The organism is Brevibacterium samyangense, from assembly GCF_039529845.1.
Taxonomy (GTDB): domain Bacteria; phylum Actinomycetota; class Actinomycetes; order Actinomycetales; family Brevibacteriaceae; genus Brevibacterium; species Brevibacterium samyangense.
Genome location: NZ_BAAANO010000004.1, coordinates 138,537 through 163,932 on the forward strand (window position 1 = coordinate 138,537; position 25,396 = coordinate 163,932).

The window sequence follows — 25,396 nt, forward strand, 5'->3', positions numbered from 1 at the left end:
CGTCGATCGTGCTGGAAAACAGTCGAAATCAGCACGATCGACGGCAGCGAACGTGCTCCCGCCCTACTGGATTCCGGGGATCGAGCCGTTCGGATCGCGATCGCTAGCGGTCCAGCGGTTCGAAGTCGCGATTCCCTGCGGCCCTCGGCGTTGACATCGCACTCGAATGCTGGATTCCGCGGAAACCCAGCAATGAATCGGGACTTCAACGAGACCGGCGCGCTCTATCGCGATCTCGACACCGAAGAAAGCCGCAGAAGGTGCTCGGACGACGCTTCACTGTCGCCGATCGTGCGAGAAACCGGTCGAAACCAGCACGATCGGCGACAGTGAACGCCGCGCTACACCCCGATCACGCCAGGGCGGAGCGGGTGCGGGCGGCGAGCGCGGCGGGGCTCAGCGTCCGCTGACGCGCGACCGCGACGACGGACGCGGCCATCGCCACGAGCGCCCACACGAGGAGCGAGGCCGCTGCACCGCCGATGCCACCGACTCCCGTTGCGATCGACGTGATGCCGTCCATGAACGGTGTGAGCGGCAGGTACGGCGCGACCGCGTGGTAGAAGCCGGGTACTGCGCCGAGCACGGAGCCGGCGACCGCGAGCACCACGAACACCACCGAGATCACGCGACCGACGCCCCCGCACCATGCGACGAGTGCATGGTTGACCGCGACGAACGCCGCCGCGCCGAGGAGTGCGAACGCGAACAGCCGCAGGGTGTCGAAGAACCCGGTGTCGAGCACGAGGAGGCTGATCGCCGAGAGCACGATCGCCTGGACGAACCCGACGACCGCGCCGGGCAGCAGTCCCCGGAGCATGATCGCGAGCGAGGTCTTCCGCGACACGAGCGCCGTGGCGGACACCGCCCGCATCACGGTGTACGTGACGAGCGCACCGATCCACAGGGCCATCGCGAGGAGCAACGCGATCGTCGACGCGGTGTTGATGCCCGAGAGCAGGTCCTCGTCGTCACCACCGATCGCGGCGGTCACGACCTCACCGAGGTGCTCGCGCTCGTCCTCCGAGTAGGAGGGCAGCTGGTCCTTGCCCTCCTCGAGCCCGTCCGCGAGCTGACCGGTACCGTCCGCGAGCTGCGAGGCGCCGTCCGACAGTCCGGACACGCCCTCGCCGAGCTCACCGGCACCCTCGGCGACCTGGCCGACACCGTCGGTGTACGCACCCACGCCGTCCGCGAACTCACCGACTCCCGAGGACATCTCCCCGGCGCCGGAATTCAGTTGACCCACGCCGTCGGAGAGCTGCGAGGCTCCGTCCGCCGAGGCGCCGATCCCGTCCACGAGCGGGGCGATGCCGTCCGCGAGCTGCTGCGTGCCGTCCGCGAGCTGCGACGCACCCTCGTCGAGTGCGCCGATCCCGTCCGCGAGCGGAGCGATGCCGTCCGCGAGCTGCTGCGTGCCGTCCCGGAGCCCCGCACCACCACCGAGGAGCTGCGTGGCCTGGTCGGCGGGGATGAGCGAGCCGCCCATCATCTGCCGGACGCCGTCGACGAGCGCGTTCACGCCGCCGGCGAGCGTGCCGTCCTCGCCGGAGTCGTCCGCACTCCCGAGGCCCGCCGCGAGTGCGTTCGCACCACCGGCGAGTGTCCGGTCCTCGGCCGTGTCGTCCCCGGAGCCGATCCCGTCCGCGAGTGCCTGCGCGCCGCTCACGAGCGACTGCCCGGTGTCCGGGTCCTTCGTCCCGAGCCCGTCGGCAGCACCGGTGAGCCCCGCGGACATGCCGGCGACGAACGCCTGCTGGATACCCGCGCACATCTGACCGTTCGGATCCGCGCCCTCGGGGATGTCCGCGCACAGGGCGTCGGCCTTGTCCTGCGTCATCTGCCCGGAGGCGACGAGTCCGTCGATCCCGGCCTGTTCGACCTGTGCGGACTGTCCCTCGAGCCCGTCGCGGTAGGCAACGAGCCCGTCGGCGAGTCCGGCAGCGCCCTCCCCGGAGGCGGCGAGTCCCTCGGCCAGCGTCGAGGCTCCGTCCGCGGAGGCGACGACCCCGTCCGTGAGCTGCGTGAGCGCAGCGGGATCCGTGAGCCCGCCCGCGCCACCGGCACCGGCTCCCGCACCGTCGGCGCCACCGGCTGCCGCGGTCTCGAGAAGCCCCCGGCAATACTCCGCGTAGTCGGTGTCCGTCACCCCGTCGCCCGCGAGCGTGCACACGAGGGTGTCGACCCCGGAGGTGTACTGGTCGGCGCCGTCGGCGAGCTGCTGAGTGGACTCCGGCAGCGCCGCGACCCCCTCATCGAGCTCGGAGACACCGTCGGACAGCGCCCCCGCACCGTCGGCGAGCTGCTGAGTGGACTCCGGGAGCGCCGAAGCACCCTCGTCGAGCTGTCCGAGACCGTCCGAGAGCGCGGACGCACCTGCGTCGAGCTCACCGATGCCCCTCACGAGGTCACCGGCGCCCGAGGCGAGCTGGTCCGCGCCGTCGGCGAGGGTGGAGCCGTTCGCATCGAGTTCGTTCAGGCCGACGACGAACTGCCCCATGCCCTCGTCGAGTTCGGTCGTGCCGTCAGCGAGCTGCGAGGCACCGTCGTCGAGTTCCGCGGCACCGTCGGCGACCTCACCGAACTGTTCACCCATGTCGTTGAAGCCGACGAAGACGCCGTCGACGAACTGCTGTGCGAACTCCTGGTTGAAGACCGTCCGCGCGGTCTGCGCGATCGTCTGCCCGATGAGCGCATCCGCGAAGGGCGACACCTTCGAGTTCTCGACCTGCAGAGTCGCCTGTTCAGCCGACATCGGGTCGTCGTTGCTCGAGGACATCACCGCCTCGGAGAAGCCCTCGGGGATGGTGACGACGGTGACGTACTTCCCGGACTGCAGGCCCTCTTCCGAGTCCTCGTCGTCCGAGAGCACCCAGTCGATGTTCGTCTCCACATCGGGGTCGACGAGTCCGGCCGCGAGTTGGCGACCGAGCGGGACCGTCTGCCCGTCGACCTCCGCGCCCTCGTCGTTGTTGACGATGGCCGCCTGCACGGAGTCGAGGCGGTCGTCCGCCTTCCACACCGCGAGCACGAAGCCCGCGCCGATGAGTACCGGCACGAGCACGAGGCCGAGGATCGAGAGCCACGTGACCTTCTTGCCGGTGTCCGCACGTTCGAACAGTGCCATCAGTGCTGTCCTCCGAGAGTGGTCAGGGGTGCCGCGAGCGGCTGGGTGGGAACGTCCTCGGTGTTACCGGACTCCGCGGACCGGGCACGGGCGGACCCCGCGGACTCCGCCCGGGAATCGAGGTCGAGGAGCGAGTACGGAGTGCCGGGCGGGAGCATCCAGTCCGCGTCCTCCGTCGTGAGACCGAGGACGACGGCGCTTCCGGCGTCGAGTGCTGCGGCGACGAGGTCCTTCACGAGGTCCGCCACCTCGTGCGTGCGCGGCTGATCCGCGTGGTCGATGACGAGGAGCTCCGGCGGATTCGCCGCGAGATCACGGAGCACGGACTCCGGGACCGCGAGCTCGTCCTCCTTCGGGTTGAGCATGACGAGCGGGGTACGCAGGCGCACCTTGACCGCCTGCTCCGGCATCACGTATTCGCCGATCTTGAGTTCGCCGGAATCCAGCCCCGCACGCCCGGTGAGGGCGAGGAGCAGCGCACCGGCGCCTCGGCCGGTGACCGCGAGGGCCTCGCCCGGTTTCACGGCGACGTCGACGTTCTCGAACACCGCGCGGGACGCGGTGTGCAGGCCCATGCCCTCGCCGTACACCACGTACGGCGAGTTCGGCTCCGGCCAGTCCTTGAGCGCGACCTGGTGGAACAGGCCCTCGCCCTCGACGTCGAAGTGCGGCATGACCCGGTCGAGCCACTTCGGCAGCCACCACGCCTTGTCGCCGAGGAGCGCCATGACGGCGGGCACGAGGGTCATGCGGACGATGAACGCATCGACGAAGATGCCGACGGCGAGCGCGAGTGCGATCGACTTGATGATCGCCTCGCCCGTGGGCACGAACGCGAAGAACACCGAGAACATGATGACGGCGGCCGCGGTGACGACGTTCGCGGAGTTCGTGAATCCCCGGCGGATCGCGGTCTTCGCATCCGCACCGTGCACGTACGCCTCCCGCATGCCGGAGACGAGGAAGACCTCGTAGTCCATCGCGAGTCCGAAGAGGATGCCCATGAGGATGATCGGGAGGAAGCTGATGAGCGGGCCGGTCTGCTCGATGCCGATCGCGTCGGCGAGGAACCCGTCCTGGAATACGAGGACCACGGCTCCGAACGCGGTGACGACCGAGAGCAGGTATCCGACGGTCGCCTTGATCGGCACCGCGACCGATCGGAACACCATCATGAGGAGCACGAAGCTCAGTCCCACGACGAAGATGCCGAACGGCAGGAGTGCCTTACCGAGCTGCGAGGACACGTCGATCGCCATGGCGGTGTTGCCGGTGACCGCGGTCGAGAAACCGTAGTCGTCCGAGAAGTGCTGCTCGAGGTCACGCAGTTCGTGGACGACCTCGGTGGTGCGCGGGTCGTCGGGTGCGAACTCGGGCACGATCTGCACGATGCCGGTGTCAGCGTTCTCGTTCGGGGTCGCCAGGAGCACGGTCTTCACACCGTCGACGTCGAGGACGTCCTCCTTCACCTTGTCCATGTCCCCGAGGGGGTCCGAGGAGTTGAGGATGTCGACGGTCATGACGAGCGGGCCGTTGAAGCCCGGCCCGAAGTACTCGGCGGTGAGGTCGTAGGTCTCGCGGGCGGGGCTGCCCTCCTCCGCGGAGCCGTTGTTCGGCAGTGCGAGTTCGAGGCGCGAGGCCGGGAACGCGAAGAGACCGAGCCCGACGACGATGATGACGACGGTGAGCGCCGGCACCTTCGTCGCGATCGCTTCCCAGCCGCCGAAGAACCGCTGCGCGAGGGACGGCTTCGCAGCCGCCGGTGCCGCGGCGGCGGAACCGGCCGCCTGCGCTTCCGGCGCCGGCGCCTCGGCGGCCTTCGTGCGCGTCCTCTTCGCCTTCGGACGCAGGCGTTCGCCCATGAGGCCGAGGAGCGCCGGGAGCATCGTGAGCGCGAGCATGACGGCGATCGCGACGGTGACGGCGGCGGCGACGCCCATGACGGTGAGGAACGGGATCTCGGCGACGCCGAGGCCGACGAGCGCGATGATGACGGTGACGCCGGCGAAGACGACGGCGGACCCGGAGGTCGCGACGGCGCGGGCGACGGCCTCCTCCGCGTCGTGGCCCTCGGTCATGATCTGCCGGGCCCGGGAGACGATGAAGAGCGCGTAGTCGATGCCGACCGCCAGGCCCAGCATGAGCGCGAGCATCGGGGTGGTCGAGTTCACGGTGGCGACCGCGGTCGAGAGCAGGATGAGCGTCATGCCGATCCCGACGCCGACGATCGCGGTGACGAGGGGGATCCCGGCGGCGAGCATCGAACCGAACGTGAAGAACAGAACGATGAAGGCGATGAGGACGCCGACCGCCTCGACCCAGGAGATGTGGACGCCGGTCACCTGGAAGATGTCACCACCGGGGCTGATCTCGGTGCCCGCGGGGAGCTCGGCGAGCATCGCATCGGCAGCGTCCTGGAGATCGGGGGCGACGGTGTCAGGGAGGTCCGCGGTCGCGAGGTCGTACTGGACGTTGATGATCGCCGCCCGGTCGTCGTCGCTGAGGTTGCCGGAGACCATCTCGGAGAACGGGGAGGTGACCGCGGAGACGTGGTCGTACTCCTCGAGCTCGTCGACCGTGTCCTCGATGACCCCGCGGTACGGGGCCGCAGTGACGTCGTCACCCTCGGCGGCGACGACGATGATCGAGGCCGAGGAGCCGCTCACCTGCGGGAACGTGAGGGAGAGCGAGTCCATCGCTTCCTGTCCCTCGGAGCCCGGGAGCGTGAAGTTGTCGTCGAAGGGTTTCATGAGCAGGCCGCCGAGCGCCCCGAAGAGGACGAGCACGGCCAACCAGATCCCGATGAACGTCCAGCGTTTCCGGAACGCCGTCCGCCCGAGCTCGTAGAGGAATGAGGACACAGCACCACTTTCGATCGCTTTGGATACAGTCCTGTATTGGATACAGTTGTGTATTGTTCTCCGGTGCGGCGGACATTGCAACTGCCGCACGATGGAACGTGACAGGAATGCGAGGTGGGACGTGGAGATCACCCCACGCAGACAGCGCACGCGCGAGCGCCTCATCGAGGCGGCGCTCCCCGTGATCGCCGAGGACGGCGTGGCCGGTGCGTCCATCGAATGCATCAGCGAAGCCGCCGGGATGACCCGCGGCGCCTTCTACTCGAACTTCTCGACGAAGGACGACCTGCTCCTGGCGATCATCGATCGGCAGATCTCCGCGGGCCTGTCCCACGTGCACTCGATCGTCGAGGGCGACCCGATGAAGCGGTCGGCGGGGCTCATCGGATCCTCTCCCACGCCCGTCTCCGTCGCCGATCGGCGCGACGCCGTCACCGAGGCGATCACCTCGGTGTTCGCGGCGAAGGCACTCGACCCGCAGGAGATCCTCGCCGAACGGCAGATCGAGCTCTACGTCCGCCGCGTCCCCGAACTGCAGTCGAAGTTCGACGAACTCGTCTCCACACACATCACGGAGATCGCCGCCGTCATCGAACACGCGCTCAGCGCATTCGGTGGCGTGTCCCGGATCCCGCTCGACGAACTCGTCGCACTCCTCGCCGACGTGACGAAGGCCGCCGAACTCGAGGCGGTCTCCCGCCCCGACCCCGACGGCCGGCACACGACCGACCCCCGGAAGACGATCCGGGTGCTCCTCGCCTTCGTCGACTTCGAGTGACCGGGCTGAACGTGACCGGGCTTCGGGTGACCGCTCGGGGCCACTAGTCTGGTGCGCATGTCTGACACCACCCGTACCGCGAATCCGGAGTTCCACGCGTTCCTCGCGAACATGCCCGTGAAGCTGCCCGCCTTCGTCGAGGCCGATCTCCCGGCCGCCGTCTCCACGAAGGACGGGGGCGAGCGTTCCTTCCTCAAGGACTACTCGCCCGGTTCCCTCCCCTGGGTCGAGGCCTTCGCCCTCACCCGGTATCCGGACACCGCCGCGATCGCGAAGCCGGAGAACCAGCGGTTCTCCGAGGGCGTCATGCGGTACGTCGGCGAGGTGTTCCTCCGGTCGCTCGGCGGCGAGTGGGACGCGGATCCGAGCGGTGCCACCACCGGCAACGGCATGCCCTTCGTCCGCCCCGACTCGAAGGACGGCGAGGCTGCGGGCGCCCCCGTGTCCCTCGTCGACCTCCTCGTCCGGGCGGTGCGTGAACGCAACGGCCAGGTCTTCGTCCAGGCGCTCGCGGACACCCTCATCGGTTTCGGTCCCGAGGGCGCACCCTTCCGCACGTGCACCGGGATCGAGGTGACGAACGCGGACGGCAGCGCACTCTCGGCGGCGGAGGAGGAGTTCCTCGGCACCTTCCTCGGCACCGTCGAGCCGGCGATCGCCGCGTGGGTGCGCGATCAGGCCGACCCGGCCGGCTGGGAGTTCGGCCGGGAGGCGCTCGAGCGCCTCGGCAAGCAGGTGCCCGCGCGGCTCGAGGATGCCGAGGGGCTCGCCGCGGAGCGCTCCTCCTTCTGGGTGAACGGAGCCGTCCGGTACCTCGGGGAGACCCTGCGCCGGGAGGCGAACGCGCGCGGCGCCGAGGCGATCTGGCGTTACGGAGCCGATGTCACCGGCGACGACCCGCGGGCCGGGCAGCCGTACGTGCTCGTGATCGGCACGGCCGAGCGCACCTTCGTCCCGTGGCAGCTGCTGCGCCGCGCCCTCACGGATCCCACAGCACTCACCGGGGCCTTCGACTCCCTCTGAGGCGCCGGGCCCGGCTCCCCCGCACTGCCCACCACGCACACGTCGGGCCGCCTGCCGATCGGCAGGCGGCCCGACGTGTGTTCTCGACTCAGCGTGTGTTCTCGGCTCAGCAGCTCGCTTCGGGGAACACCGGGCGACGGGCGTGGTGGCCGGTCGCGGCCTCGAAGGCGTGCGCGACCTTGAGGAGTTCGACGTCCTTGCCCGGGGCGGCGACGATCTGGATGCCGATCGGCAGACCGCTCGCGGAGAACCCGGCGGGCACCGACACCGCGGGGCATCCGGTCGGGGAGATGAGCGTCGCAGCGCGCATCCACTCGAGATAGTCCCCCATCGGTTTCCCGTTGATCTCCGTCGGGTACTCGATCGAGGCGTCGAAGGGCAGCACCTGGCTCATCGTCGTCACGAGGACGTCGTGGTCGGCGAAGAAGGTCTGGAGCTTCTGCAGCATCCGCACGCGTGCGGCGTCCTTCGACACGAGTTCGTCGACGGTGAGCCCGAAGCCCTTCTCGGTGTTCCAGATGACCGATTCCTTCACCTTCTCCCGCTGGGTCCGTAGGATCTCGCCCCAGTTCGCGGCGAAGTCGTAGGCACGCTGGACGGAGAAGACCTCGTCGGCATCGGAGAGGTCCGGGCTCGCATCGGACATGTGCGCGCCGAGGCTCTCGAAGACCCCGTACTGGGATTCGATGACGGTGCGGACCTCGGACTCGATGTCGATGAGACCGTTGAAGTCGGGGGCGAAGCCCACGCGCACGCCCGCGAGCGAGGGCTGGTAGAGCCCCTCGAGCGTGAACTCGGGCAGATCGAAGACACTGCCGGGTTCCGGGATCGAGGTCGGACTCGTCGGTACCGGACCGCACCCGACGGACATGAGGAGCGCGACGTCACCGACCGTGCGCCCCATGAACCCGGAGGTCGAGAGCCACGACCAGGGGTTCTTCGGCGGGACGGACGGAATCCGCCCGATCGAGGGGCGGAACCCGACGACGTTGTTGAAGGACCCCGGAGTGCGCAGCGAACCGCCCATGTCGGAGCCGTCGCCGGACGCCTGGATCCCCGCCGCGAGCGCCGCACCGACGCCACCGGAGGAGCCCGAGGCGGACTTCGTGCGGTCGTAGGGGTTCACGGTGGTGCCGAAGATCGGGTTGAAGGTGTGGGAGCCCGCCGCGAACTCGGGCACGTTCGTCTTGCCCGTCGTGTTGACCCCGGCTGCCTGCAGACGTTCCACGATGAGCGCGTTCTCCTCGGGCACACGGTGTTCGTACACCGGGGAACCCCAGGTCGTCCGGATTCCCGCGGTGTCGTGGGTGTCCTTGTGCGTCATCGGCACTCCGTGGAGCGGCCCGAGCCTCGCGCCCGCCGCGAAGGCCTTGTCGGCGGCGACCGCGCGCTCCATCGCCCCGTCGACGTCGAGGGTGACGACGGCGTTGATGAGCGGGTTGACCTCATCGATGCGCTCGAGATGGTCGTCGAGGGCCTCGACCGCACTCACCTCCCCCGAGGCGATCTTCCTGGCGAGTTCGCGGGTGGACAACCACGTGAGTTCGGTGGGCACGAGGGGACTCCTTGGGGAGGGGGAATATGCGGGAGTGGACGAAGGACGCCGAGGCGGCCGGCGCCTCGGCGTCCTGTCGCACCTTCACCCTAGCGAGGTGCGGTGCCGTTGGGGAGTACGGTCCGCGGCTCGGCCGGCCCGGCCGCTCCGGTCACTTCCCGAGGTGGGACAGCAGGGCCGTGAGGCCCGTGCGGACCGCCGCGTCGAGGCTCGCCTCGATCGCATCGGGGCCGAAGTACGGCGAGTGGTTGCCGTAGACCGGCTCCTCCGAGGCGAGTGTGTCCGCGGAGTAGGCGCCGAAGAACCAGTAGACGTAGGGCACGCCGATCTCGTCGCCGAAGCGGCCGAAGTCCTCGGAGCCGGTGACGGCGTCGCGCACGACGATGTTGTCCGCCCCGAGCTCCTCCCGGAACGCCCCGACGAGGCCCTCCGCGAGCTCCGGGTCGTTGTAGCAGCGCGGGAACTCGTACATGAACTCGATGCCCGGTTCGGGGGCGCCCGCGGCGATCGCCTCACCCTTGATGATGCGTTCGATCGCGGCGAGAACGGTCTCCCGGACCCCCTGGTCGAAGGTCCGGACGTTCACGGTGAACTCCGCGGACTCCGGGATGATGTTCTCCTTGAGCCCGCCGTGGAAGGTCGCGATCGTGACGACGGCCATCTCCCGGGCGGAGATCTCCCGGGAGACGACGGTCTGGAGGCGGGTGATCATCGCGGCGCCGAGCACGATCGGATCGATCGACGCCTCGGGCTGGGAACCGTGCGCCTGCTTGCCGCGGACGGTGACCCGGAGCGAGTCGGCCATCGCCATCGCGGTGCCGACGGACACCTCGATGCCGCCGGCGACACCCGCCCAGATGTGCTGACCGTAGACGGCGACGGGCTTCGGGGCCTTCTCCCACAGGCCGTCGGCGAGCATCGCGGCCGCGCCCGCACTCGTCTCCTCACCCGGCTGGAAGAGGAAGACGACGGTGCCGGACCAGAGGGAGGTGTGCTCGCTCATGAGCTTCGCGACCTCGAGGGCCGAAGCGATGTGGGAGTCGTGCCCGCATCCGTGCATGACCTTGACGGGGGTGCCGTCCGGGAGGGTGCCCGAGGCGGTCGAGGCGTACGGCAGGCCCGTCGCCTCCTCGATCGGCAGACCGTCGGTGTCCGCACGGTACGCGAGGACGGGTCCGTCGCCGTTGCGGAGGACGCCGACGACGCCGGTGCCACCGCACGGGAAGGTCTCGATGCCGTACCCGCCCAGGATCTCCGTGATGCGGGCGGCGGTGTTCACCTCCTGCATCGAGAGCTCGGGGTTCGCGTGGAACCACCGGTACGTGTCGACGAGGGCGGGCATGTCGGAGGACAGGGCCGAGGTGAGGGTCGGGTCGAGAGCCATGGGGCTGCAGCTGCTTTCTGTCGGGGAGGAGGGGTGGGAGAGGTGGGGAACCGCCGAGGCGCCGCGCGGCCGGGTGGGGCCGAGAAACCCTGTGGGTCAGTTGATGAAGACCTCGTCGTCCTCGTCGACCCGCTCCTGCTTGTTGCGGGTGAACCAGACGACGACCACGGTGAGGACGACACAGATCGCGATCTTGAAGCCCTGCACGACGACCGGGACGAACGGCATGATCGCGAAGACGACGACGATGCCGACGACGATCGCCACGAACGTCGACTTGAGGTTCTTCACCGTGCCGATGAGCTGGACGACGACACCACCGAGGATCGCCGGGAGGATGTACGACTGGGCGATGGCGGTGACGGGCGGCGGGAGGATCGTGACGATCCACGAACCGAGAATGCCGACGAACACGAGCATCGAGACGACGTGGACGAAGGCGGCACCGCAGATCGCGGCGGTCGCGGCGTACGAGGCCTTCTTCGTGCCCGGCTTCGCGCCGATCGTCGACTGGGCGACGATCGCCGCCGGCAGGAGCTTGTTCGAGATGTTGCCGATCATGAACGCCTGGTACATACCGGCGGGTCCGAGGATCGGGAAGTACGTGATCGGCTCGACGAACCAGAACACTCCGTAGGCCGCTGCCACCGCGATGAACGCGGTGAGGATCTGGGCGAAGGTGACAGGGACGTCGGTGAAGAGGAGGACGTGGAAGGGCAGGTACGTCGCGAGGAGGAAACCGGCGAACAGGGTGGCGTTGCCCCACACGGTGGTGGTGCGGGTGTAGTTGCGATCGAGGGCCGAGGTGTCGGCCGTGGTCACTGCAGTCATGAGAAGTGGTCCTTCCGCGCGATCAGGCCGGTCCGAGACCGGAGTAGTGGGCGAATCCGGCGACGACGAGGGCGACGACCACGGAGATCCCGAGCCCCCATTCCTTGAGCCAGTCCGCCTTCGCGGCCTTGGCCACCCACATGCACAGCGCCATGACGATCGCGGAGGCGATGACGGTGATCGCGTGGACCATGGACTTCGGGACCTCGCTCACGGTGAGCGCGGCGAAAGCGGCGAGGAGTGCCGCGGAGGGCACGATCGCCATGAGCGCCGGGTTCACCTTGGTGAGCTTCAAGGAGCCCTTCGAGAGGATCGGGGTGAGGATGAGCGTACAGAGCATCCAGCCCGCTCCCGAGAGGCTCATCGCGAAGAGGGCGACGAGGAACACCGACTGGGTGTACGTGTCCGAGCCGAGCGAGGCACCCATGGTGCCGGAGGCGATCTCCGCGGAGGCCACCTCGGTCGCGGCCGAGCCGATGAGGCCGACGCGGACGAGGACCGGCGGGGTACCGAACAGCGGCAGGAGCGAGATGGAGACGAGGACGACCGCGAGCGAGGGGCCGATCGCGGAGACCGCACCGGCCCGGAACGACTGGTTGACCTCGTGCTTCGACATATCGGCGGCGGCGGCGTTCCTGCGCACCGCCAGGAGGTAGATCGTCGACTGCAGGAGGATCACGGCGAGGACCGCGAACGCGATGATCCAGAGGATCGGCATGTTCGCCAACGACGGAATACTTCCGCTGCCGGCGCCCTGGGCGAGGAGCATGAGGGGAGGCCCTTCTGTGCGGGGATCGGCCCCGTGCGTCGGTCCGGCCGGTGGGTGTCCGGCGACCTCGGTACGGGAGTGGGGGATCGGGGTGGACGAGACGTGCCACCGTCGACCGGGTGAGGGCGACGGTGGCACGCATCACTCACGCGACCATATTAGGCATGCGTCATATGCCGCAATGTCGATTCTGAACGGCTGCACGGCAGTTTCCCGCGGTTTTACAATCCGGACATAAGATGATCGGTTCGATCCGGACGGCCAGGGTTTCCGTTGCCCCGCCCGCCGCCGGAACGGGCCGAACTCCTCCCGTCAGACCGTGATCTCGCCCGTGAGGCACACGGTTCCGGAGGGATCGAGGGCGCCGACCTCGTAGGTGCCGGGGACCTCCGCCCCGGACTCGTCCTTCTTCACGCGCCCCACGTACGCGACCGGTGTGTGGTCGAAGATCGGTGTGCGTGCAGAGAACGAGAAGGTCTTCAGCGGCACGCCCGGGTGGTTCCGCATGAACGCCTCCACCATGAGGGTCGCCGAGAGCGGGCCGTGGACGACGAGGCCCGGGTAGCCCTCCTCCTCGAGGCAGTAGTCGCGGTCGTAGTGGATCCGGTGCGCGTTGAAGGTGAGTGCGGAGTACCGCAGGAGCAGGGGTTCGTCCGGGCGGACGACGTAGGAGTAGTCCCACCCGCTCGTATCCGCGGGCTCGAAGGCCGCACGTTCGGCCGCCGACTGCTCGGTCGCCCGGGTCTTCTCCGCGGCCTCGCGGTACACGATCGTCTGGACGTCGGTGACGGCGAGCGTGTCACCGACGAACACCTCGTGGTCGACCGTGAGGAACACGAGTTCGCCACTGCGTCCGGACTTGTGCTTCACGTCCTTGATCGTCTGGACCTCGCGCACCTCGGAGCCGACCGGGATCGGTGCGTGGAAGGTGACGGACGAACCCGCCCACATGCGTCGCGGCAGCGGGACCGGCGGGAGGAATCCACCCTTGTGCGGATGACCGTCGACGGCGAGTTCCGACTGCGCGGCGTCGGGGTTGAACAGCACCCAGTGACCGAGCGGGAAGTACACGCCGCCCCACGGGTCCTCCGTGTGGTCGAGCGTCGCCCGCAACCCGGCGGACTTCGACGCGGTCGCCACGTCGGTGGTCTCGATCGATCTGCCGACCCACTGCCTCAGGTGGTCGATATCGATGGGTGCGGTCGCCTCGGTCATACGGGCGTCTCCTTCGTGTCACGTCGTCGTGGGGGTTCATGGGGACCGGGGGCCCAATCGGTGGCGCAGTGTGCGCCGTCACTACATTAGGGGAATCATGCGACGTCGATTCTTCTGGTGGGCCGTCCTCACCCTCGTGTTCCTCGTTCACCTGTGGGGCCTCTACACCCCGGGTTCCGAGGGCGGGAGCACCCTGCCACCGGGGTCGGACAAAGTGGCGCACTTCGGGATCTTCCTCGGCATGGCGCTGCCGCTTCTCGCCCTGGGGTTCCGGGCGCGGCTCGTCCTCCCGGTCATGGCCGGGTACGGCGTCGTGAGCGAACTCCTCCAGGACTTCCTCGTCCCGCGGCGATCGGGCGACCCGCTCGACTGGTGTGCGGACCTCGTGGGGCTGGTCGCCGCACTGGTGCTCGTGCGGTGGGTGGCGCCTCGGGAGCGCAGGGGGGCGGCCGAGCCGGAAACACCGACGGAACCGCCGGCTCGATAGAGTCGGAGCACCCCCTCCCCCGATTCCCCCGAGGAGATCCCCGTGAGCACCGTCCTTCCCGAATCCCCCGAACCGACAGCGCCCGGCTCCACCGCAACCCCCGCCACCACCGAGGCGCCGCGCACCGGGCCGACCGCCCTCGAGTCCGCAGCCCACGCCGTCGACGCAGCGGGCCTCCCGGCCGATTTCGCGTACCTCGAGCTCGGAGAGGTCGCCGAGCTCCTGCGCTCGGGCCGTACGACGTCCCGTGCCCTCACGGAAGCGATGCTCGCCCGCATCGACCGGCTCGACCCGCAGCTGAGGTCCTACACCACGGTGATGCGCGAGTCCGCACTCGCAGCGGCCGACCGGGCCGACCAGGAGATCGCACGCGGCGGGTACCGCGGAGCACTCCACGGTGTGCCGATCGCGGTGAAGGACCTCTTCTTCACGGTCGATGCCCCGACCGGCGCCGGAATGACGGTGTACAAGGACTTCCGCCCGGAGTTCGACGCAACCGTCGTCGCCCGCCTGCGTGCGGCCGGTGCGGTGATCCTCGGGAAACTCACGATGACGGAGGGGGCGCTGTCGCAGCACCACCCCGATCTCCTCACCCCCGTGAACCCGTGGGACGCCGACACGTGGACGGGCGTCTCCTCGAGCGGTTCGGGCGTGGCGGCGGCTGCGGGCCTCGCGTTCGCGACGCTCGGCACGGACACCGGCGGATCCATCCGTACTCCCTCGGCCCAGAACGCGGTGACCGGGCTCAAGCCGACCTGGGGTCTCGTGAGTCGGTACGGGGCCTTCGACCTCGCGCCCTCGCTCGACCACATCGGGCCGATGTGCCGCAGCGCCCGTGACGCGGCGATCGTGCTGTCCGTCATCGCCGGCCCCGATGTGAATGATCCGACCGTCGAACCGCGTCCGGTACCCGCGTACGAGGAGCTCGTTCTCGACCGAGTCCCGACGGTCGGCGTCGCCCCGGCGCTCATGGGGTACTTCGACGAGGCGACACGCGCGGTCGTCGCGAACACCGCCGCGGTTGCCCGGGGCCTCGGCTGGAACGTCGTCGACGTCGAACTTCCGGACTTCGTGAGCGCGAACGCCGACTGGCCGCTGCTCGTCGGCGTCGAGGTCGCCCACGCGCACAGGGACACGTATCCGGCGCGGAAGGACGAGTACGCGTCCGTGCTCACGGGCCGGATCGAGGACGGGCTGCGAGCGACGGCCGTCGAGTACCAGGCCGCGATGGAACGCCGCCGCGCCTTCACGGGGCGCATGCACGCGCTCTTCGCCGGCATCGACATCCTGCTGCTGCCCGGGGTGGGCGAGGCGTCTCCGACATGGGCCGAGATCGACGCGGCCACCGCGGACCCGGCGGACTCGCGCCTGCGTTCACTACCCGTCGCCCCGATCGACAACGCGAACCTGCCGTCACTCACCCTTCCCGCCGGCTGGACCGACGGCGGTACCCCACTCGGTGTGCAGTTCGTCGGCGGGCCCTGGTCCGAACAGCTGCTCCTCGCCGCCGGTCATGCGTTCCAGCAAGTGACGGACTTCCACCGGAAGCACCCCTCGCTGGGGTGAGGGTCTGCTGGGGCAGCCGCCCCTGCAATTCCAACGGTTTCGAGATCGACCCATCGAATCGGTTTCCGTTTCACGGGACGCAAACGGAATCGATGGATCTCGGGAAATCCGTTGACCAGCAACGCCGTACCCTCGCGAATTGGAGCCCGCTCCGCCCGCTGTGGGATACTCGACCCCGCAACATGGTGACTTGGCGGAGCGGCCGAACGCGATGGTCTTGAAAACCATTGTTGGGTAACCCCCAACCGTGGGTTCAAATCCCACAGTCACCGCAGTGTGAAGTCCCGAGACATCGTTCCCTCGATGTCTCGGGACTTCGTCTTTTCCGGGTGAATGCTCAAAACGTGTGTACAGCCCGTGGTGTCACCGTCGTCGTCCGCCCCGGCCTTGCCGGCTCCCGTGACCGTCCTCCCGACCGAATTCCTCCTCGTCCCCCCATGTGAGTGTCGGTGGAGGGAATCAGCTGCGCACTTTCGCACGATTCCGGAATCAGCTGCGCACTTCGGCACGGTTTCAGGCGGCTGGATCGTGCCGGATCGCACACATAATTACGGGATAGTGCGCGGGGCAGCCCGGTCCGGCCTGTCTTCGGAATCCTCGCCCCTGCATGAGCCGGGCCATGCATCGAGATCGAGATCCCGATCGGCTGCGACTGCGGCTCTGCAGTTCGGATCCCGATCGGCTGCGGCTGCGCGGTTCTGATCGCGATCGGCTGCGACTGAGCGGTTCGGATCGCGATCGGCTGCGCGATCTCGCGGAAACCCCACCCTCGATCGCGATCCGACCAACGGCATCCGCACCCGATTGCGACCTGAGGTGGTCGAAGCAGCGTCGAGCAGTCGACGCCGCTGCCGTGGTGCACGGTCGGGTTCGGCGTGTACCACGTCGGAACCACGGCAGTTCCGGCGGTGCGAGGGGCTGCTTCCGGCGCGGCGGCACGGACATCATGGCGGAGCTGATTCCGAGGATCTGGCACCGAACATGCTCACAGGGCATGTTCACGAAGGTTTTGCCCTACGAGCTACTGGGCTAGAGGCCTGTCCCGTACACACATTTCGGCCTTGAACCCTCTTTTCCTCCTCGCGCGGGAGTCACTTCAACGGGATCGACCCCTGCGGCATTTTGTGTCGCACGACGGCCCCGGTGCAGCACGAAGTGCCGCACCGGGAGATCCCGTTGCACGGAGGCGTTCCCACCGGCACGAACGCCGAGGCGCCGCCCGGGAGGTGAGCGGCGCCGCACACCGAAGGTGCTCAGCGGCAGCAGTCGTCGCCGCACGCGCAGGCGGGGCCGGTCCGCTCTCCGGTGAGCACTCCCACCGGCGTCGCACAGCAGGCGTCGCCCTTCCACGCCTCGATCCCCTCGCGCACCGCGAAGACAGCGATGACGAGCGCGGCGAGGGAGTCCGCCCAGGCCCAGCCGAACAGGAGGTGGACGACGAGTCCCACGAGCACGGCGGCGGACAGATAGGTGCAGATGAGGGTCTGCTTGGAGTCCGCCACGGCCGACGCCGATCCGAGTTCACGACCGGTCCGGCGCTCGAACCAACTGAGGAACGGCATGACGACGAGGCTGAGTGCCGCGAGCACGATACCCGTGGTGGAGTGCCCGGCTTCACGGGCACCCACCAGTGACAGGACGGCGTCGATGCTCACGTACGCGGCCAGTGCGAAGAACGCCACCGCGATGACGCGGAGTGCGGTCCGCTCGCGTTTCGCCGGGTCCGGTACCGCGAACTGCCACGCGACGGCTGCCGCCGAGAGCACCTCGACGATCGAGTCGAGTCCGAAACCGATGAGCGCCGCCGAGGAGGCCCTGCCACCGGCGACGAGAGCCACGATCGCTTCGACGACGTTCCACGCGATCGTGAGGGCGACGACGATGCGGATCCGCTTCCGGAGCACGGCCGCCCGGCCCTCGGTGAGAGGCGCGCGGGCCGCCTCCGTCGGAGTGACGGTCACGGCGCCTCCTCCGGTTCGCAGCAGCCGGGCACCGGGCAGCCGCTGACGTTGCACTCCGCCGCTTCGTCGACGGCGAGAACGACGTCGACGAGGGAGGCCAGCGCCGCGGCCAGGTGCGGATCGGCGATCTCGTACCGTGTGCGCCGTCCCTCGGGTTCGGCGACGACGATCCCGCAATCGCGCAGGCACGCGAGATGGTTGGAGACATTCGTGCGGGTGAGGTCGAGTTCACGGGCGAGTTCGGCGGGGTATCCCGCGCCTTCGACGAGTCGCAGAAGGATGCGGGACCGGGTCGGATCCGCCATCGCGCGGCCGATCCGGTTCATCACCTCGAGACGGGTAGCAATGGTCAGCATGCAATGACCATACAGCGAGCACTGACCCGTGTCGACGTCCTCGGCAGGGCACGACGCTGCCCCGCCGCCCCACACACGCCGAGGCGCCCCGCACCTCGGGGAGGTGAGCGGCGCGCCTCGGCGTCGTGAGCGGTGTGCGCCGATAGGCGCACCCGCGAACGAGAGCGGTCAGGCCTCGGGCTGAGCGCCCTCGGCTGCAGCCTGAGCCGCCTGAGCCTTCTGCGCTTCGGCGACCTTCGCGTGGACCTCTTCCATGTCGAGGCCCTTCACCTGCGAGATGAGGTCGTCGAGCACGGGACCGGGCAGCGCGCCGGCCTGCGAGAAGACGAGCACGCCCTCACGGAACGCCATGAGGGTCGGGATCGAGGTGATGCGGAAGCCGGCGGCGAGTTCCTGCTGGTCCTCGGTGTCGATCTTGCCGAAGACGATGTCCGGTTCGGCCTCGGAGGCTGCCTCGAACACGGGAGCGAAGTTCTTGCACGGGCCGCACCAGTCGGCCCAGAAGTCGAGGAGGACGATGTCGTTGTCGTCGATCGTGGACGCGAGCGATTCCTTGGTGATCTCGAGAGTAGCCATTCCTCGACGGTACCGGTCACCGGCGTCCCGACAACACCTCTCGGGTCGAATATCCGCCCGTGGCTGAATCCTCGGACGCGATGTACACGGCGATCGGAGGGAAGACCCAGGGTTGGGCCCTTGTGGGCCCTCGGGAATCGTGGTCCGCTTGGAGGACTCTCCCGCCACACCCCACCGCACACCGAACAGAAGGAGCCCACCATGCGTGTCGCCGTCGTCGGAGCCACCGGGAACGTCGGAACCGCGGTCCTGCGCGAACTCGGCCGTCGTGAGGAGGTCGACGCGGTCCTCGGCCTCGCGCGGCGCCTCCCCGACACCGACGCGGACCCGTACGCCGCGGCATCGTGGCGGACGGTCGACATCGGACGCGAGGAGTCCACGGAGACACTCGTCGACGCCTTCACCGGGGTCGACGCCGTCGTGCACCTCGCGTGGCTCATCCAACCGAACAGCAAACGCGACCTCCTGCGCCGTGTGAACGTCGACGGCACCGCACGCGTGCTCGCCGCAGCCGCGGAGGCGGGAGTCGAACGGATCTGCGTGGCCTCGTCGATCGGCGCGTACTCCCCCGTGGACGACGACGAACCCCGTGATGAGAGCTGGCCGGTCGAGGGAGTCCGCTCCTCCCACTACAGCGTCGACAAGGCGGCCCAGGAACGGCTGCTGTCGGAGTTCGCCGCGACGCACCCGGAGGTCGCCCTCTCCTGGCTGCGGCCCGGCCTCATCTTCCAGGAGGACGCCGGCGCGGAGATCCAACGCTACTTCGCCGGAACCTGGGTCCCCGTCCAGCTCCTCGACCGTGTCCGCCCGCCCTTCGTCCCCCTCCCGGCGGGTGTGCGCACCCAGGTCGCCCACGCCGACGACGTCGCCCGGGCCTACGCGGAGGCGATCGTCCGGGGTGCCCGCGGCCCCTTCAACATCTGCTCGGACGAGGTCCTCGACGCCGAGGCGATCGCCGGCATCGTCGGCACCGGCAGGACGGTGCCCCTGCCGCCCGCTGCGATCCGCCCGTTCCTCACGGCCGCGCACCGGGCTCGCGTCCTGCCCATGGACGCCGGATGGCTCGACATGGCGATGGGTGCCCCGCTCCTCGACACCGGCCGGGCGAAGCGGGAACTCGGGTGGGAGGCCCGCGTGAGCGGTTCGGACGCCCTGCGGATCCTCCTCGACGGGATGGCCGAGGGGCGGGGCGCCTCGTCGACCCCGATGCGCCCCCGCACGGGAGCACCCGCCGACCCGACGGCCCTCCCGCCGGAGGACCACGTCGTCCCGGAAACGGTCGATGCGACCCTCCTGCGGCAGTACCTGTCCGACCACATCCTCGGCGCGACCGGTGGGATGGACCGGATCACGGCGATGGCGGAGGAGTGCGCGGACACCCCCGTGTTCGCCGACCTCTCCACCGTCGCCGAAGCGATCCGACAGGAACATGCGTTCCTCACCGCGCTCACCGAACGGCAGGGCTTCCTCGCGCCGGGGGTCTCCGCACCACTTGCACGGGTCGGGGAGAAACTCGCCCGGTTCAAGCCCTACGGCCGCCCACCGGGGAAACGTTCGCCCTCGTCGCTCCTGCTCGAGACCGAGTTCATGCTCATGGCCGTGACCGGCAAGGAGCACGGCTGGCTCACGATGCGAGAACACGCCGCCGAACTCGGGGTCGCGCCCGAGGTGTTCGACGGGCTGCTCGAGGACGCCCGGGAGCAGAAGCGGATCCTCGGTGACGTGCACGCGTACGCCCGCGCTCGGGTCTTCCGCACCTGAGGGGCGCGAGCGCGATCCGTCGGCGGAACACTCCGGTGCGGGCGCCTCGACGAGATCTCCGGACCGACGATCGGACGACGGGTCGGAGGAGGCGGATCAGAGGACGCGGAACCAGTGGTACCCGAAGCGTCCGACCCGGATCTCCGCGGTGCCCTCGGGCCCCACGTCGATGCGGTGTTCGCTGTCGGGAGCGAGGACGTCGACGAGCGCCGCGCCGTTCACCCGTTCGCCGGGAACCGGGACCTCGAGTGTGACCGGCGCCGGGCCGAGGTTGTGCACGGCCACCGTCGATGTCCCCCGCCATTCGCACACGTGCACGAGAACGCGGGGGTCACCGACGTCGAGGACCCGGAGGTCACCCCGGGCGAGTTCGGGGACCTCCCTGTACCTCCGCACCAGGCGGACGAAGAACGACCACAGCGAATCGGGGTTGCGCCGCTGCGCCTCGACGTTCACGTGCGCGGGCCCGTACTCGCCGGACACGACCGGGCTCGTGAGGTCATCCGGTGCGACCGGCGAGAATCCTGCGTTCGGACCCGCGGTCCACTGCATCGGGGTCCGCACGGCCGCCCTCCCCTCGGCCCCGAGATCCTCGCCCATACCGATCTCCTCGCCGTAGAAGAGCGTGGGTGTGCCCGGGAGGGAGAAGAGCAGCGAGTAGACCATGCGGATGCGGTCGGGATCACCGTCGAGCATCGGCGGCAGCCTGCGTTTGAGTCCTCGCCCGTAGACCTGCATCTCCTCCCGGGGTCCGAATGCGGCGAAGACCTCCTCGCGTTCCTCCTCCGTGAGCTGGTCGAGGGTGAGTTCGTCGTGGTTGCGGACGAAGGTCGCCCAGGCCGCGGACTCGGGGATCTCGGGCCTTCCGCGCAGGGCGCGGGCGAATGCGGTGGCGTCCTGGCGGGCGAGCGACAGGTACATGTTCTGCATCGCGACGAAGTCGAAGACGAGCGTGAGTTCGCCCTCCCCGTCGGTGCCGAACAGGGTGCGCTGTTCCTCGTAGGGCAGGTTCACCTCACCGAGCAGGATCGCGTCCCCGGTCCGGCGGTTCATGAACGTCCGGAGCCTCCGGAGGAACCCGTGCGGGTCGACGAAACCCCGTTCGTTCTCGATCTCGTCCCGCAACCCCACCGTGAGCAGCTGGGGCACCGCGTCGACCCGGAAACCGTCGACCCCGAGCTGTACCCAGAACCCCACGATCTTCGCGATCTCCTCGCGCACCCGGGGATGCGACAGGTTGAGATCGGGTTGGTGCCGGTAGAAGCGATGGAGGTACCAGTGCCCGGTGATCTCGTCCCGGCTCCAGATCCCCTTCTCCTCGTCGTGGAAGACCACCATCTCCGAGGTGTCCGGGGGTTCGTCCTCGCGCCAGACGTAGTAGTCCCGGAAGGGGTTGTCGACCGAGGACCGGGCCTCCTGGAACCACGGGTGGTCGATCGAGGTGTGGTTGACGACGAGATCGATGACGACCTTGATGCCGCGCCGGTGGGCCGTGCGGACGAGCTGCGCGAAATCGCCGAGGCTCCCCAGTCGGTGGTCGACCCCGTAGAAGCCGGTGATGTCGTACCCGTCGTCCCGACCGGGGGTCGGGTGGAACGGCATGAGCCACAGGCAGTCGATCCCGAGCTCCGCGAGGTGGTCGATCCGGTCGATGAGCCCCGAGAGGTCCCCGGTCCCGTTCGCGTCGGTGTCGAGGTAGCTCTCGACGTCGACGCAGTACACGACCGCGTCCTTCCACCATTCGTCGACGTCGTTCACCGGGAGCGCGTTCATCGCGTCACCTCCTCGTCCCGCAGGTCGGGAAGGACCCGGTTCCCGAACGTCTCGACGAACGCGCTCTGGTCCTGCCCCACGTGGTGGAGATAGATCTCGTCGAACCCGAGTTCCGCGTACTCGAGGATCCAGTCGCGGTGGCGGGAGAGGTCCGCGGAGACCCGCACGGATTCGCGCACCTGGTCCGCCGTCGTGCGCGGACCGAGTGCCTCGAAGTGGTCGACGGTCGCGAGGTCCCAGGTCACCGGCGGGGAGACGACGTTGTTCCTCCACTGGTCGAGCGCGATCGCCTCCGCGTGCCCCTCGGTCTCCGCCCAGCTCAGGTGCACCTGCAGGCATGCCGGGCCGCGGCCACCGGATTCGCGGTACGCGGCGAGGAGGTCCCGGAGGACCTCGACCGGCTGATTGAGGGTGAGCAGGCCGTCGGCCCACTGTGCCGCACGCTCCGCGCTCGACACCCCGACGACGGGGGCGAGGAGCGGCACGGGCTCGCTCGGCCGGTCCCACACCTCGGCGTCGACCACCGTGACGAGCCCGTCATGGGTGACGCATTCGCCCGCGAACAGACGACGGATGACGTCGACGCTCTCGACGAGCCGTCTGCCGCGGATCTCCGGCCGGGGCCAGGGTTCGCCGGTGATGCTCTCGTTGAGGTACTCCCCGGTGCCCGGTGCCATCCAGAACCGCGCGGGGAACATCTGCCCGAGGGTGGCGGCCTGCTGCGCGAGGACCGCCGGGTGGTAGCGACCTCCGGGTGAGGTCACCACGCCGATCCGCAGTCCGGTGGTGGCGAGTGCGGCGCCGAGCCACGGCCAGGCGGCACCCGAGTGCCCCTGGGCCCGGGACCACGGATTCGCGTGATCGGAGCACAGGGCGGCCGCGAATCCGGCGCTCTCCGCGGCACGGAGGGCGTCGAGTGCCGCATCCGGGGCGAGCTGTTCGTGGGACACGGGGAAACCGATGACAGTCACGGAGCCTCCCGACGGTGGTCGTGACGCCCACTGCAGGAGGGCCTGGAGCGGCCTGCCAGGGGGATCGTGCCGGAGGGCTCCGGAACCGGGTACGACGGAACCGCCGGTCGAACGGTCGGTGGAAGGGCGAGCGCCTGCCCGGACGGATCCGGGCGGGCGCTCTCGGGTGGACGAACGGTCAGTCGTCGTGGTCGACCTCGTCGAGGCGCAGATCCCCTGTCCTCGCGTCGACCTCGAACTCGCGCTCCTCGCTGCCTGAGCGGATGGTGACGTCGTACGCGGACCGGCGGAAGTCCTTGTCGAGCTCGCCGCCGTCGATGGTGCCCGCGGTGTTCGCATGCGCCTTCTCGAGTGCCTGTGTGAGCGAGATCGACGCCTCCTGGGCCGCACGGCGGTCGTCGTCATCGTCGTCGTGGTCGCGTTCACGGGAGTGCACGGTCGCACCGTCCGTGCTGATCGTGTACTTCCATTCACCGTCGCCCTCGACCGTCTCGATCTCCCAGCGGGTGTTGTCGTCGTCGAGGTCGATCGACACCGCGGTGCCACCGTGCTGCTTCTCGGCGGTCGCGATCGCGGCCTTCGCCGCATCGAGGCTGCCGGCGGACGACGCCTGCGGTGCCGCCGCCGACTGTGCGGCAGGAGCCGCCGGCTGTTCGTCGTCGGCGTTGTCGTCGCCGGTCGGAGCAGCGGACCCACCTGCCGAGGTACCGCCCGGCGCTTCCTCGGAGGGCGCCTCGGCCGCGGGGGCCTGGGCCGCGGGATCGGTCTGTGCAGGCTCCACGGTGCCGCCCTGGCAGCCGGCGAGCAGGGCGCTGATGCCGAGAACTGCCGCCCAGAGTGCGATGCTGTGTCGCTTCATGATGCCCCTTGCCTTCTCCCTGCCGGATCGGATGGACTCCGGTCCGGCCGTGCGGGAATCGTGTCCGTGTCCGGCCTCCCTGTGGGTTCGGGTCCACCCGTGGACCGCGTCCCCTGTGTTGATGTCTTCAGTGTGCGACTCCAGTGTGATGCGCAGATGAGAGGGATGAGGCGGGAATGAGAGCGGTGAGCGGCCCGCGTCTCACTGCTCAACACAGGGAACGGACGACCATGCGGCTCGGAACGCACGGGCGAGGGTTAAGGTGGGCATGACTGCACGGACCGAACGAGCGTTCAGTGCCGAGAGAAAGCATGCCGCGCATGCCGAACCGGTCATCCGCGGCACCGGCGAGACGACGAGAGAAGAAGGTGCGATCAATGGCGATCGAGTCCCTGAGCGAGGCACAACGCACGGCGTGGAAGGACCGGGCCCTCCCCCCGGTCGAGCAGGTGGCCGAGGGGATGTGGGCGATCCCGGTCCCCATCCCGGACAACCCGCTCGTCTACACCTACTGCTACGCGATCGCGGAGGACACCGGCGTCGTCCTCATCGATCCCGGTTGGGACGGGCCGGAACAGATGCAGGCCCTCACGGACGGTCTGGTCGGCATCGGGTTCACGATCGCCGACATCCGCGGGGTCGCCATCACGCACTACCACCGCGACCACATCGGACTCGTCCCGTACCTGCTCCGGGAGAACCCGGACATGTGGCTCGCGATGCACGCCCACGACCTGGACACCCTCGAGGGCTTCCGCAGCGGACGCACACAGTTCCGCACCGGCACGCAGGAGGGAGTGGACGTCGCCACCGAGTACGGGGTCCCCGACGACCGTCGCCACGAGGTCATGTCCCCGCCCCGGGCCGCCGGCGCACCGAATCGACGCTCCTCGTTCGCGCAGGTGCAACTACCGGACCGGCTCGTCGTCCTCGGGGAGGGCGAGACCCTGCCGGTGAATGGCCGCGAGGTCCTCTCGATGTGGACGCCGGGCCACACCTACGGACACTCCGCGTTCCGGGTGCCCGACGCCTCCGCCTTCGTCTCCGGCGACCACGTCCTGCCGACGATCACCCCGAACATCGGCCTCGACGCACCGCGGATCACGAAGAGCCTGGGCGACTACCTGTCGTCCCTCGACCGCATGGACCACCTCTCCCCCGAGGTGCTCGTCCTGCCGGCGCACGGATTCCGGTTCTCCGGCCTCCACGACCGCACCGCGGAACTCAAGGCGCACCACGCCGAGCGTCTCAAGGAGATCGAGGACACGTGGGAGTCGACCGACGACCACTCGGTGTACTCGATCGCGCAGGGGCTCCACTGGTCGCGCGGGTTCGACCAGCTCTCCGACTTCAACCTGTTCGCCGCCCTCGCGGAGACGGCGGCCCACATGCATTACCTCGGCCTGCCGGTCGGTGCACAGGGCGCGGGGACGAACGGCGGCGCGGAGGGCGCCCGGATCGCCTGAGCCGCGGCAACCGGCCCAGCCCGACAACGGTTTCACCGAGGACGACCGAAACGGTTGCCGTTCCGCGGATCGGCAAC

19 protein-coding genes and 1 tRNA gene are annotated in these 25,396 nt (G+C 69.2%); 7 read left to right on the top strand and 13 right to left on the bottom strand.

What is annotated here, in order from left to right; translation table 11 throughout:
• Positions 1 to 352 precede the first annotated feature (352 nt).
• Together ABD172_RS01940 and ABD172_RS01945 are read right to left on the bottom strand one after the other, a co-directional pair.
• Entirely contained in the window at positions 353 to 3,127 is a 2,775-nt protein-coding gene (locus ABD172_RS01940; protein ID WP_344306454.1) for a YhgE/Pip family protein, read from the bottom strand.
• Positions 3,127 to 5,988: an MMPL family transporter gene (locus ABD172_RS01945; RefSeq protein WP_344306456.1), complete on the bottom strand. Its 2,862-nt coding sequence runs from the start codon at positions 5,986 to 5,988 to the stop codon at positions 3,127 to 3,129. Before ABD172_RS01945 ends, ABD172_RS01940 begins: the two co-directional genes overlap by 1 nt.
• Before the next feature lie 121 nt (positions 5,989 to 6,109).
• Between ABD172_RS01945 and ABD172_RS01950 the strand changes: the two genes are divergently transcribed.
• Together ABD172_RS01950 and ABD172_RS01955 are read left to right on the top strand one after the other, a co-directional pair.
• Entirely contained in the window at positions 6,110 to 6,766 is a 657-nt protein-coding gene (locus ABD172_RS01950; RefSeq protein WP_344306458.1) for a TetR/AcrR family transcriptional regulator, read from the top strand.
• Between the two features lie 57 nt (positions 6,767 to 6,823).
• Positions 6,824 to 7,789: a hypothetical protein gene (locus tag ABD172_RS01955; RefSeq protein WP_344306459.1), complete on the top strand. Its 966-nt coding sequence runs from the start codon at positions 6,824 to 6,826 to the stop codon at positions 7,787 to 7,789.
• 106 nt (positions 7,790 to 7,895) lie between these two features.
• Here the strand turns inward: ABD172_RS01955 and ABD172_RS01960 are convergent, their stop codons facing one another.
• The 5 genes from ABD172_RS01960 to ABD172_RS01980 form a co-directional block, all read right to left on the bottom strand.
• Positions 7,896 to 9,344: an amidase gene (locus ABD172_RS01960; protein WP_344306461.1), complete on the bottom strand. Its 1,449-nt coding sequence runs from the start codon at positions 9,342 to 9,344 to the stop codon at positions 7,896 to 7,898.
• A 151-nt stretch (positions 9,345 to 9,495) separates the two neighbouring features.
• Positions 9,496 to 10,728 carry an amidohydrolase gene (locus ABD172_RS01965; protein WP_344306462.1) on the bottom strand — a complete coding sequence of 411 codons (1,233 nt, stop codon included), beginning with the start codon at positions 10,726 to 10,728 and terminating at the stop codon, positions 9,496 to 9,498.
• A 96-nt stretch (positions 10,729 to 10,824) separates the two neighbouring features.
• On the bottom strand, positions 10,825 to 11,559 hold the full coding sequence (locus ABD172_RS01970; RefSeq protein WP_344306464.1) for a hypothetical protein: 735 nt from the start codon (positions 11,557 to 11,559) through the stop codon (positions 10,825 to 10,827).
• Positions 11,560 to 11,581: 22 nt separating this feature from the next.
• Positions 11,582 to 12,328, bottom strand: coding sequence for a DUF5058 family protein (locus ABD172_RS01975; RefSeq protein WP_344306466.1), 747 nt, complete (start codon positions 12,326 to 12,328; stop codon positions 11,582 to 11,584).
• Between the two features lie 312 nt (positions 12,329 to 12,640).
• Entirely contained in the window at positions 12,641 to 13,543 is a 903-nt protein-coding gene (locus ABD172_RS01980) for an HTD2 family dehydratase (RefSeq protein ID WP_344306467.1), read from the bottom strand.
• A gap of 97 nt (positions 13,544 to 13,640) precedes the next feature.
• Between ABD172_RS01980 and ABD172_RS01985 the strand changes: the two genes are divergently transcribed.
• The 3 genes from ABD172_RS01985 (at position 13,641) to ABD172_RS01995 (ending at position 15,868) form a co-directional block, all read left to right on the top strand.
• Complete coding sequence (locus tag ABD172_RS01985) at positions 13,641 to 14,030, top strand: VanZ family protein (RefSeq protein ID WP_344306469.1); 390 nt, start codon at positions 13,641 to 13,643, stop codon at positions 14,028 to 14,030.
• 42 nt (positions 14,031 to 14,072) lie between these two features.
• Positions 14,073 to 15,596 (top strand): amidase, encoded by a 1,524-nt coding sequence (locus ABD172_RS01990; protein ID WP_344306471.1) that lies wholly within the window; start codon positions 14,073 to 14,075, stop codon positions 15,594 to 15,596.
• A 184-nt stretch (positions 15,597 to 15,780) separates the two neighbouring features.
• A tRNA-Ser gene (locus tag ABD172_RS01995) sits at positions 15,781 to 15,868 on the top strand.
• A 981-nt stretch (positions 15,869 to 16,849) separates the two neighbouring features.
• On the opposite strand, the gene ABD172_RS02000 is transcribed toward ABD172_RS01995, so the two are convergent.
• The 3 genes from ABD172_RS02000 to trxA form a co-directional block, all read right to left on the bottom strand.
• On the bottom strand, positions 16,850 to 17,557 hold the full coding sequence (locus tag ABD172_RS02000) for a cation efflux transmembrane domain-containing protein (protein ID WP_344306472.1): 708 nt from the start codon (positions 17,555 to 17,557) through the stop codon (positions 16,850 to 16,852).
• Positions 17,554 to 17,913 carry a Cd(II)/Pb(II)-sensing metalloregulatory transcriptional regulator CmtR gene (gene cmtR, locus ABD172_RS02005; protein WP_344306473.1) on the bottom strand — a complete coding sequence of 120 codons (360 nt, stop codon included), beginning with the start codon at positions 17,911 to 17,913 and terminating at the stop codon, positions 17,554 to 17,556. The genes ABD172_RS02000 and cmtR overlap by 4 nt, the downstream gene beginning before the upstream one ends.
• Before the next feature lie 168 nt (positions 17,914 to 18,081).
• Positions 18,082 to 18,489 (bottom strand): thioredoxin, encoded by a 408-nt coding sequence (trxA, locus tag ABD172_RS02010; protein ID WP_486303311.1) that lies wholly within the window; start codon positions 18,487 to 18,489, stop codon positions 18,082 to 18,084.
• Positions 18,490 to 18,690: 201 nt separating this feature from the next.
• On the opposite strand from trxA, the gene ABD172_RS02015 reads away from it, so the two are divergent.
• Positions 18,691 to 20,250, top strand: a complete 1,560-nt coding sequence (locus ABD172_RS02015) for an NAD-dependent epimerase/dehydratase family protein (protein WP_344306476.1) — start codon at positions 18,691 to 18,693, stop codon at positions 20,248 to 20,250.
• 96 nt (positions 20,251 to 20,346) lie between these two features.
• Here the strand turns inward: ABD172_RS02015 and ABD172_RS02020 are convergent, their stop codons facing one another.
• The 3 genes from ABD172_RS02020 to ABD172_RS02030 all read right to left on the bottom strand — a co-directional run bounded on the left by ABD172_RS02020 (position 20,347) and on the right by ABD172_RS02030 (position 23,853).
• Positions 20,347 to 22,023 (bottom strand): alpha-amylase family protein, encoded by a 1,677-nt coding sequence (locus tag ABD172_RS02020; RefSeq protein ID WP_344306478.1) that lies wholly within the window; start codon positions 22,021 to 22,023, stop codon positions 20,347 to 20,349.
• A complete protein-coding gene (locus ABD172_RS02025; RefSeq protein ID WP_344306480.1) occupies positions 22,020 to 22,994 on the bottom strand; it encodes a TIGR03885 family FMN-dependent LLM class oxidoreductase in 975 nt (324 codons plus the stop codon). Before ABD172_RS02025 ends, ABD172_RS02020 begins: the two co-directional genes overlap by 4 nt.
• 178 nt (positions 22,995 to 23,172) lie before the next feature.
• Complete coding sequence (locus ABD172_RS02030; protein WP_344306482.1) at positions 23,173 to 23,853, bottom strand: PepSY domain-containing protein; 681 nt, start codon at positions 23,851 to 23,853, stop codon at positions 23,173 to 23,175.
• 377 nt (positions 23,854 to 24,230) lie between these two features.
• On the opposite strand from ABD172_RS02030, the gene ABD172_RS02035 reads away from it, so the two are divergent.
• Positions 24,231 to 25,319, top strand: coding sequence for an MBL fold metallo-hydrolase (locus ABD172_RS02035; RefSeq protein ID WP_344306483.1), 1,089 nt, complete (start codon positions 24,231 to 24,233; stop codon positions 25,317 to 25,319).
• Positions 25,320 to 25,396: the final 77 nt, after the last annotated feature.

Coding starts and splice junctions, on each gene's coding strand:
- ABD172_RS02030 (WP_344306482.1), bottom strand. CDS start 23,853: ATGAAGCGACACAGCATCGCACTCTGGGCGGCAGTTCTCGGCATCAGC.
- trxA (WP_486303311.1), bottom strand. CDS start 18,489: ATGGCTACTCTCGAGATCACCAAGGAATCGCTCGCGTCCACGATCGAC.
- ABD172_RS01965 (WP_344306462.1), bottom strand. CDS start 10,728: ATGGCTCTCGACCCGACCCTCACCTCGGCCCTGTCCTCCGACATGCCC.
- ABD172_RS02015 (WP_344306476.1), top strand. CDS start 18,691: ATGCGTGTCGCCGTCGTCGGAGCCACCGGGAACGTCGGAACCGCGGTC.
- ABD172_RS01940 (WP_344306454.1), bottom strand. CDS start 3,127: ATGGCACTGTTCGAACGTGCGGACACCGGCAAGAAGGTCACGTGGCTC.
- ABD172_RS01980 (WP_344306467.1), bottom strand. CDS start 13,543: ATGACCGAGGCGACCGCACCCATCGATATCGACCACCTGAGGCAGTGG.
- cmtR (WP_344306473.1), bottom strand. CDS start 17,913: ATGCTGACCATTGCTACCCGTCTCGAGGTGATGAACCGGATCGGCCGC.
- ABD172_RS01955 (WP_344306459.1), top strand. CDS start 6,824: ATGTCTGACACCACCCGTACCGCGAATCCGGAGTTCCACGCGTTCCTC.
- ABD172_RS01985 (WP_344306469.1), top strand. CDS start 13,641: ATGCGACGTCGATTCTTCTGGTGGGCCGTCCTCACCCTCGTGTTCCTC.
- ABD172_RS02020 (WP_344306478.1), bottom strand. CDS start 22,023: ATGAACGCGCTCCCGGTGAACGACGTCGACGAATGGTGGAAGGACGCG.
- ABD172_RS01970 (WP_344306464.1), bottom strand. CDS start 11,559: ATGACTGCAGTGACCACGGCCGACACCTCGGCCCTCGATCGCAACTAC.
- ABD172_RS02035 (WP_344306483.1), top strand. CDS start 24,231: ATGGCGATCGAGTCCCTGAGCGAGGCACAACGCACGGCGTGGAAGGAC.
- ABD172_RS01975 (WP_344306466.1), bottom strand. CDS start 12,328: ATGCTCCTCGCCCAGGGCGCCGGCAGCGGAAGTATTCCGTCGTTGGCG.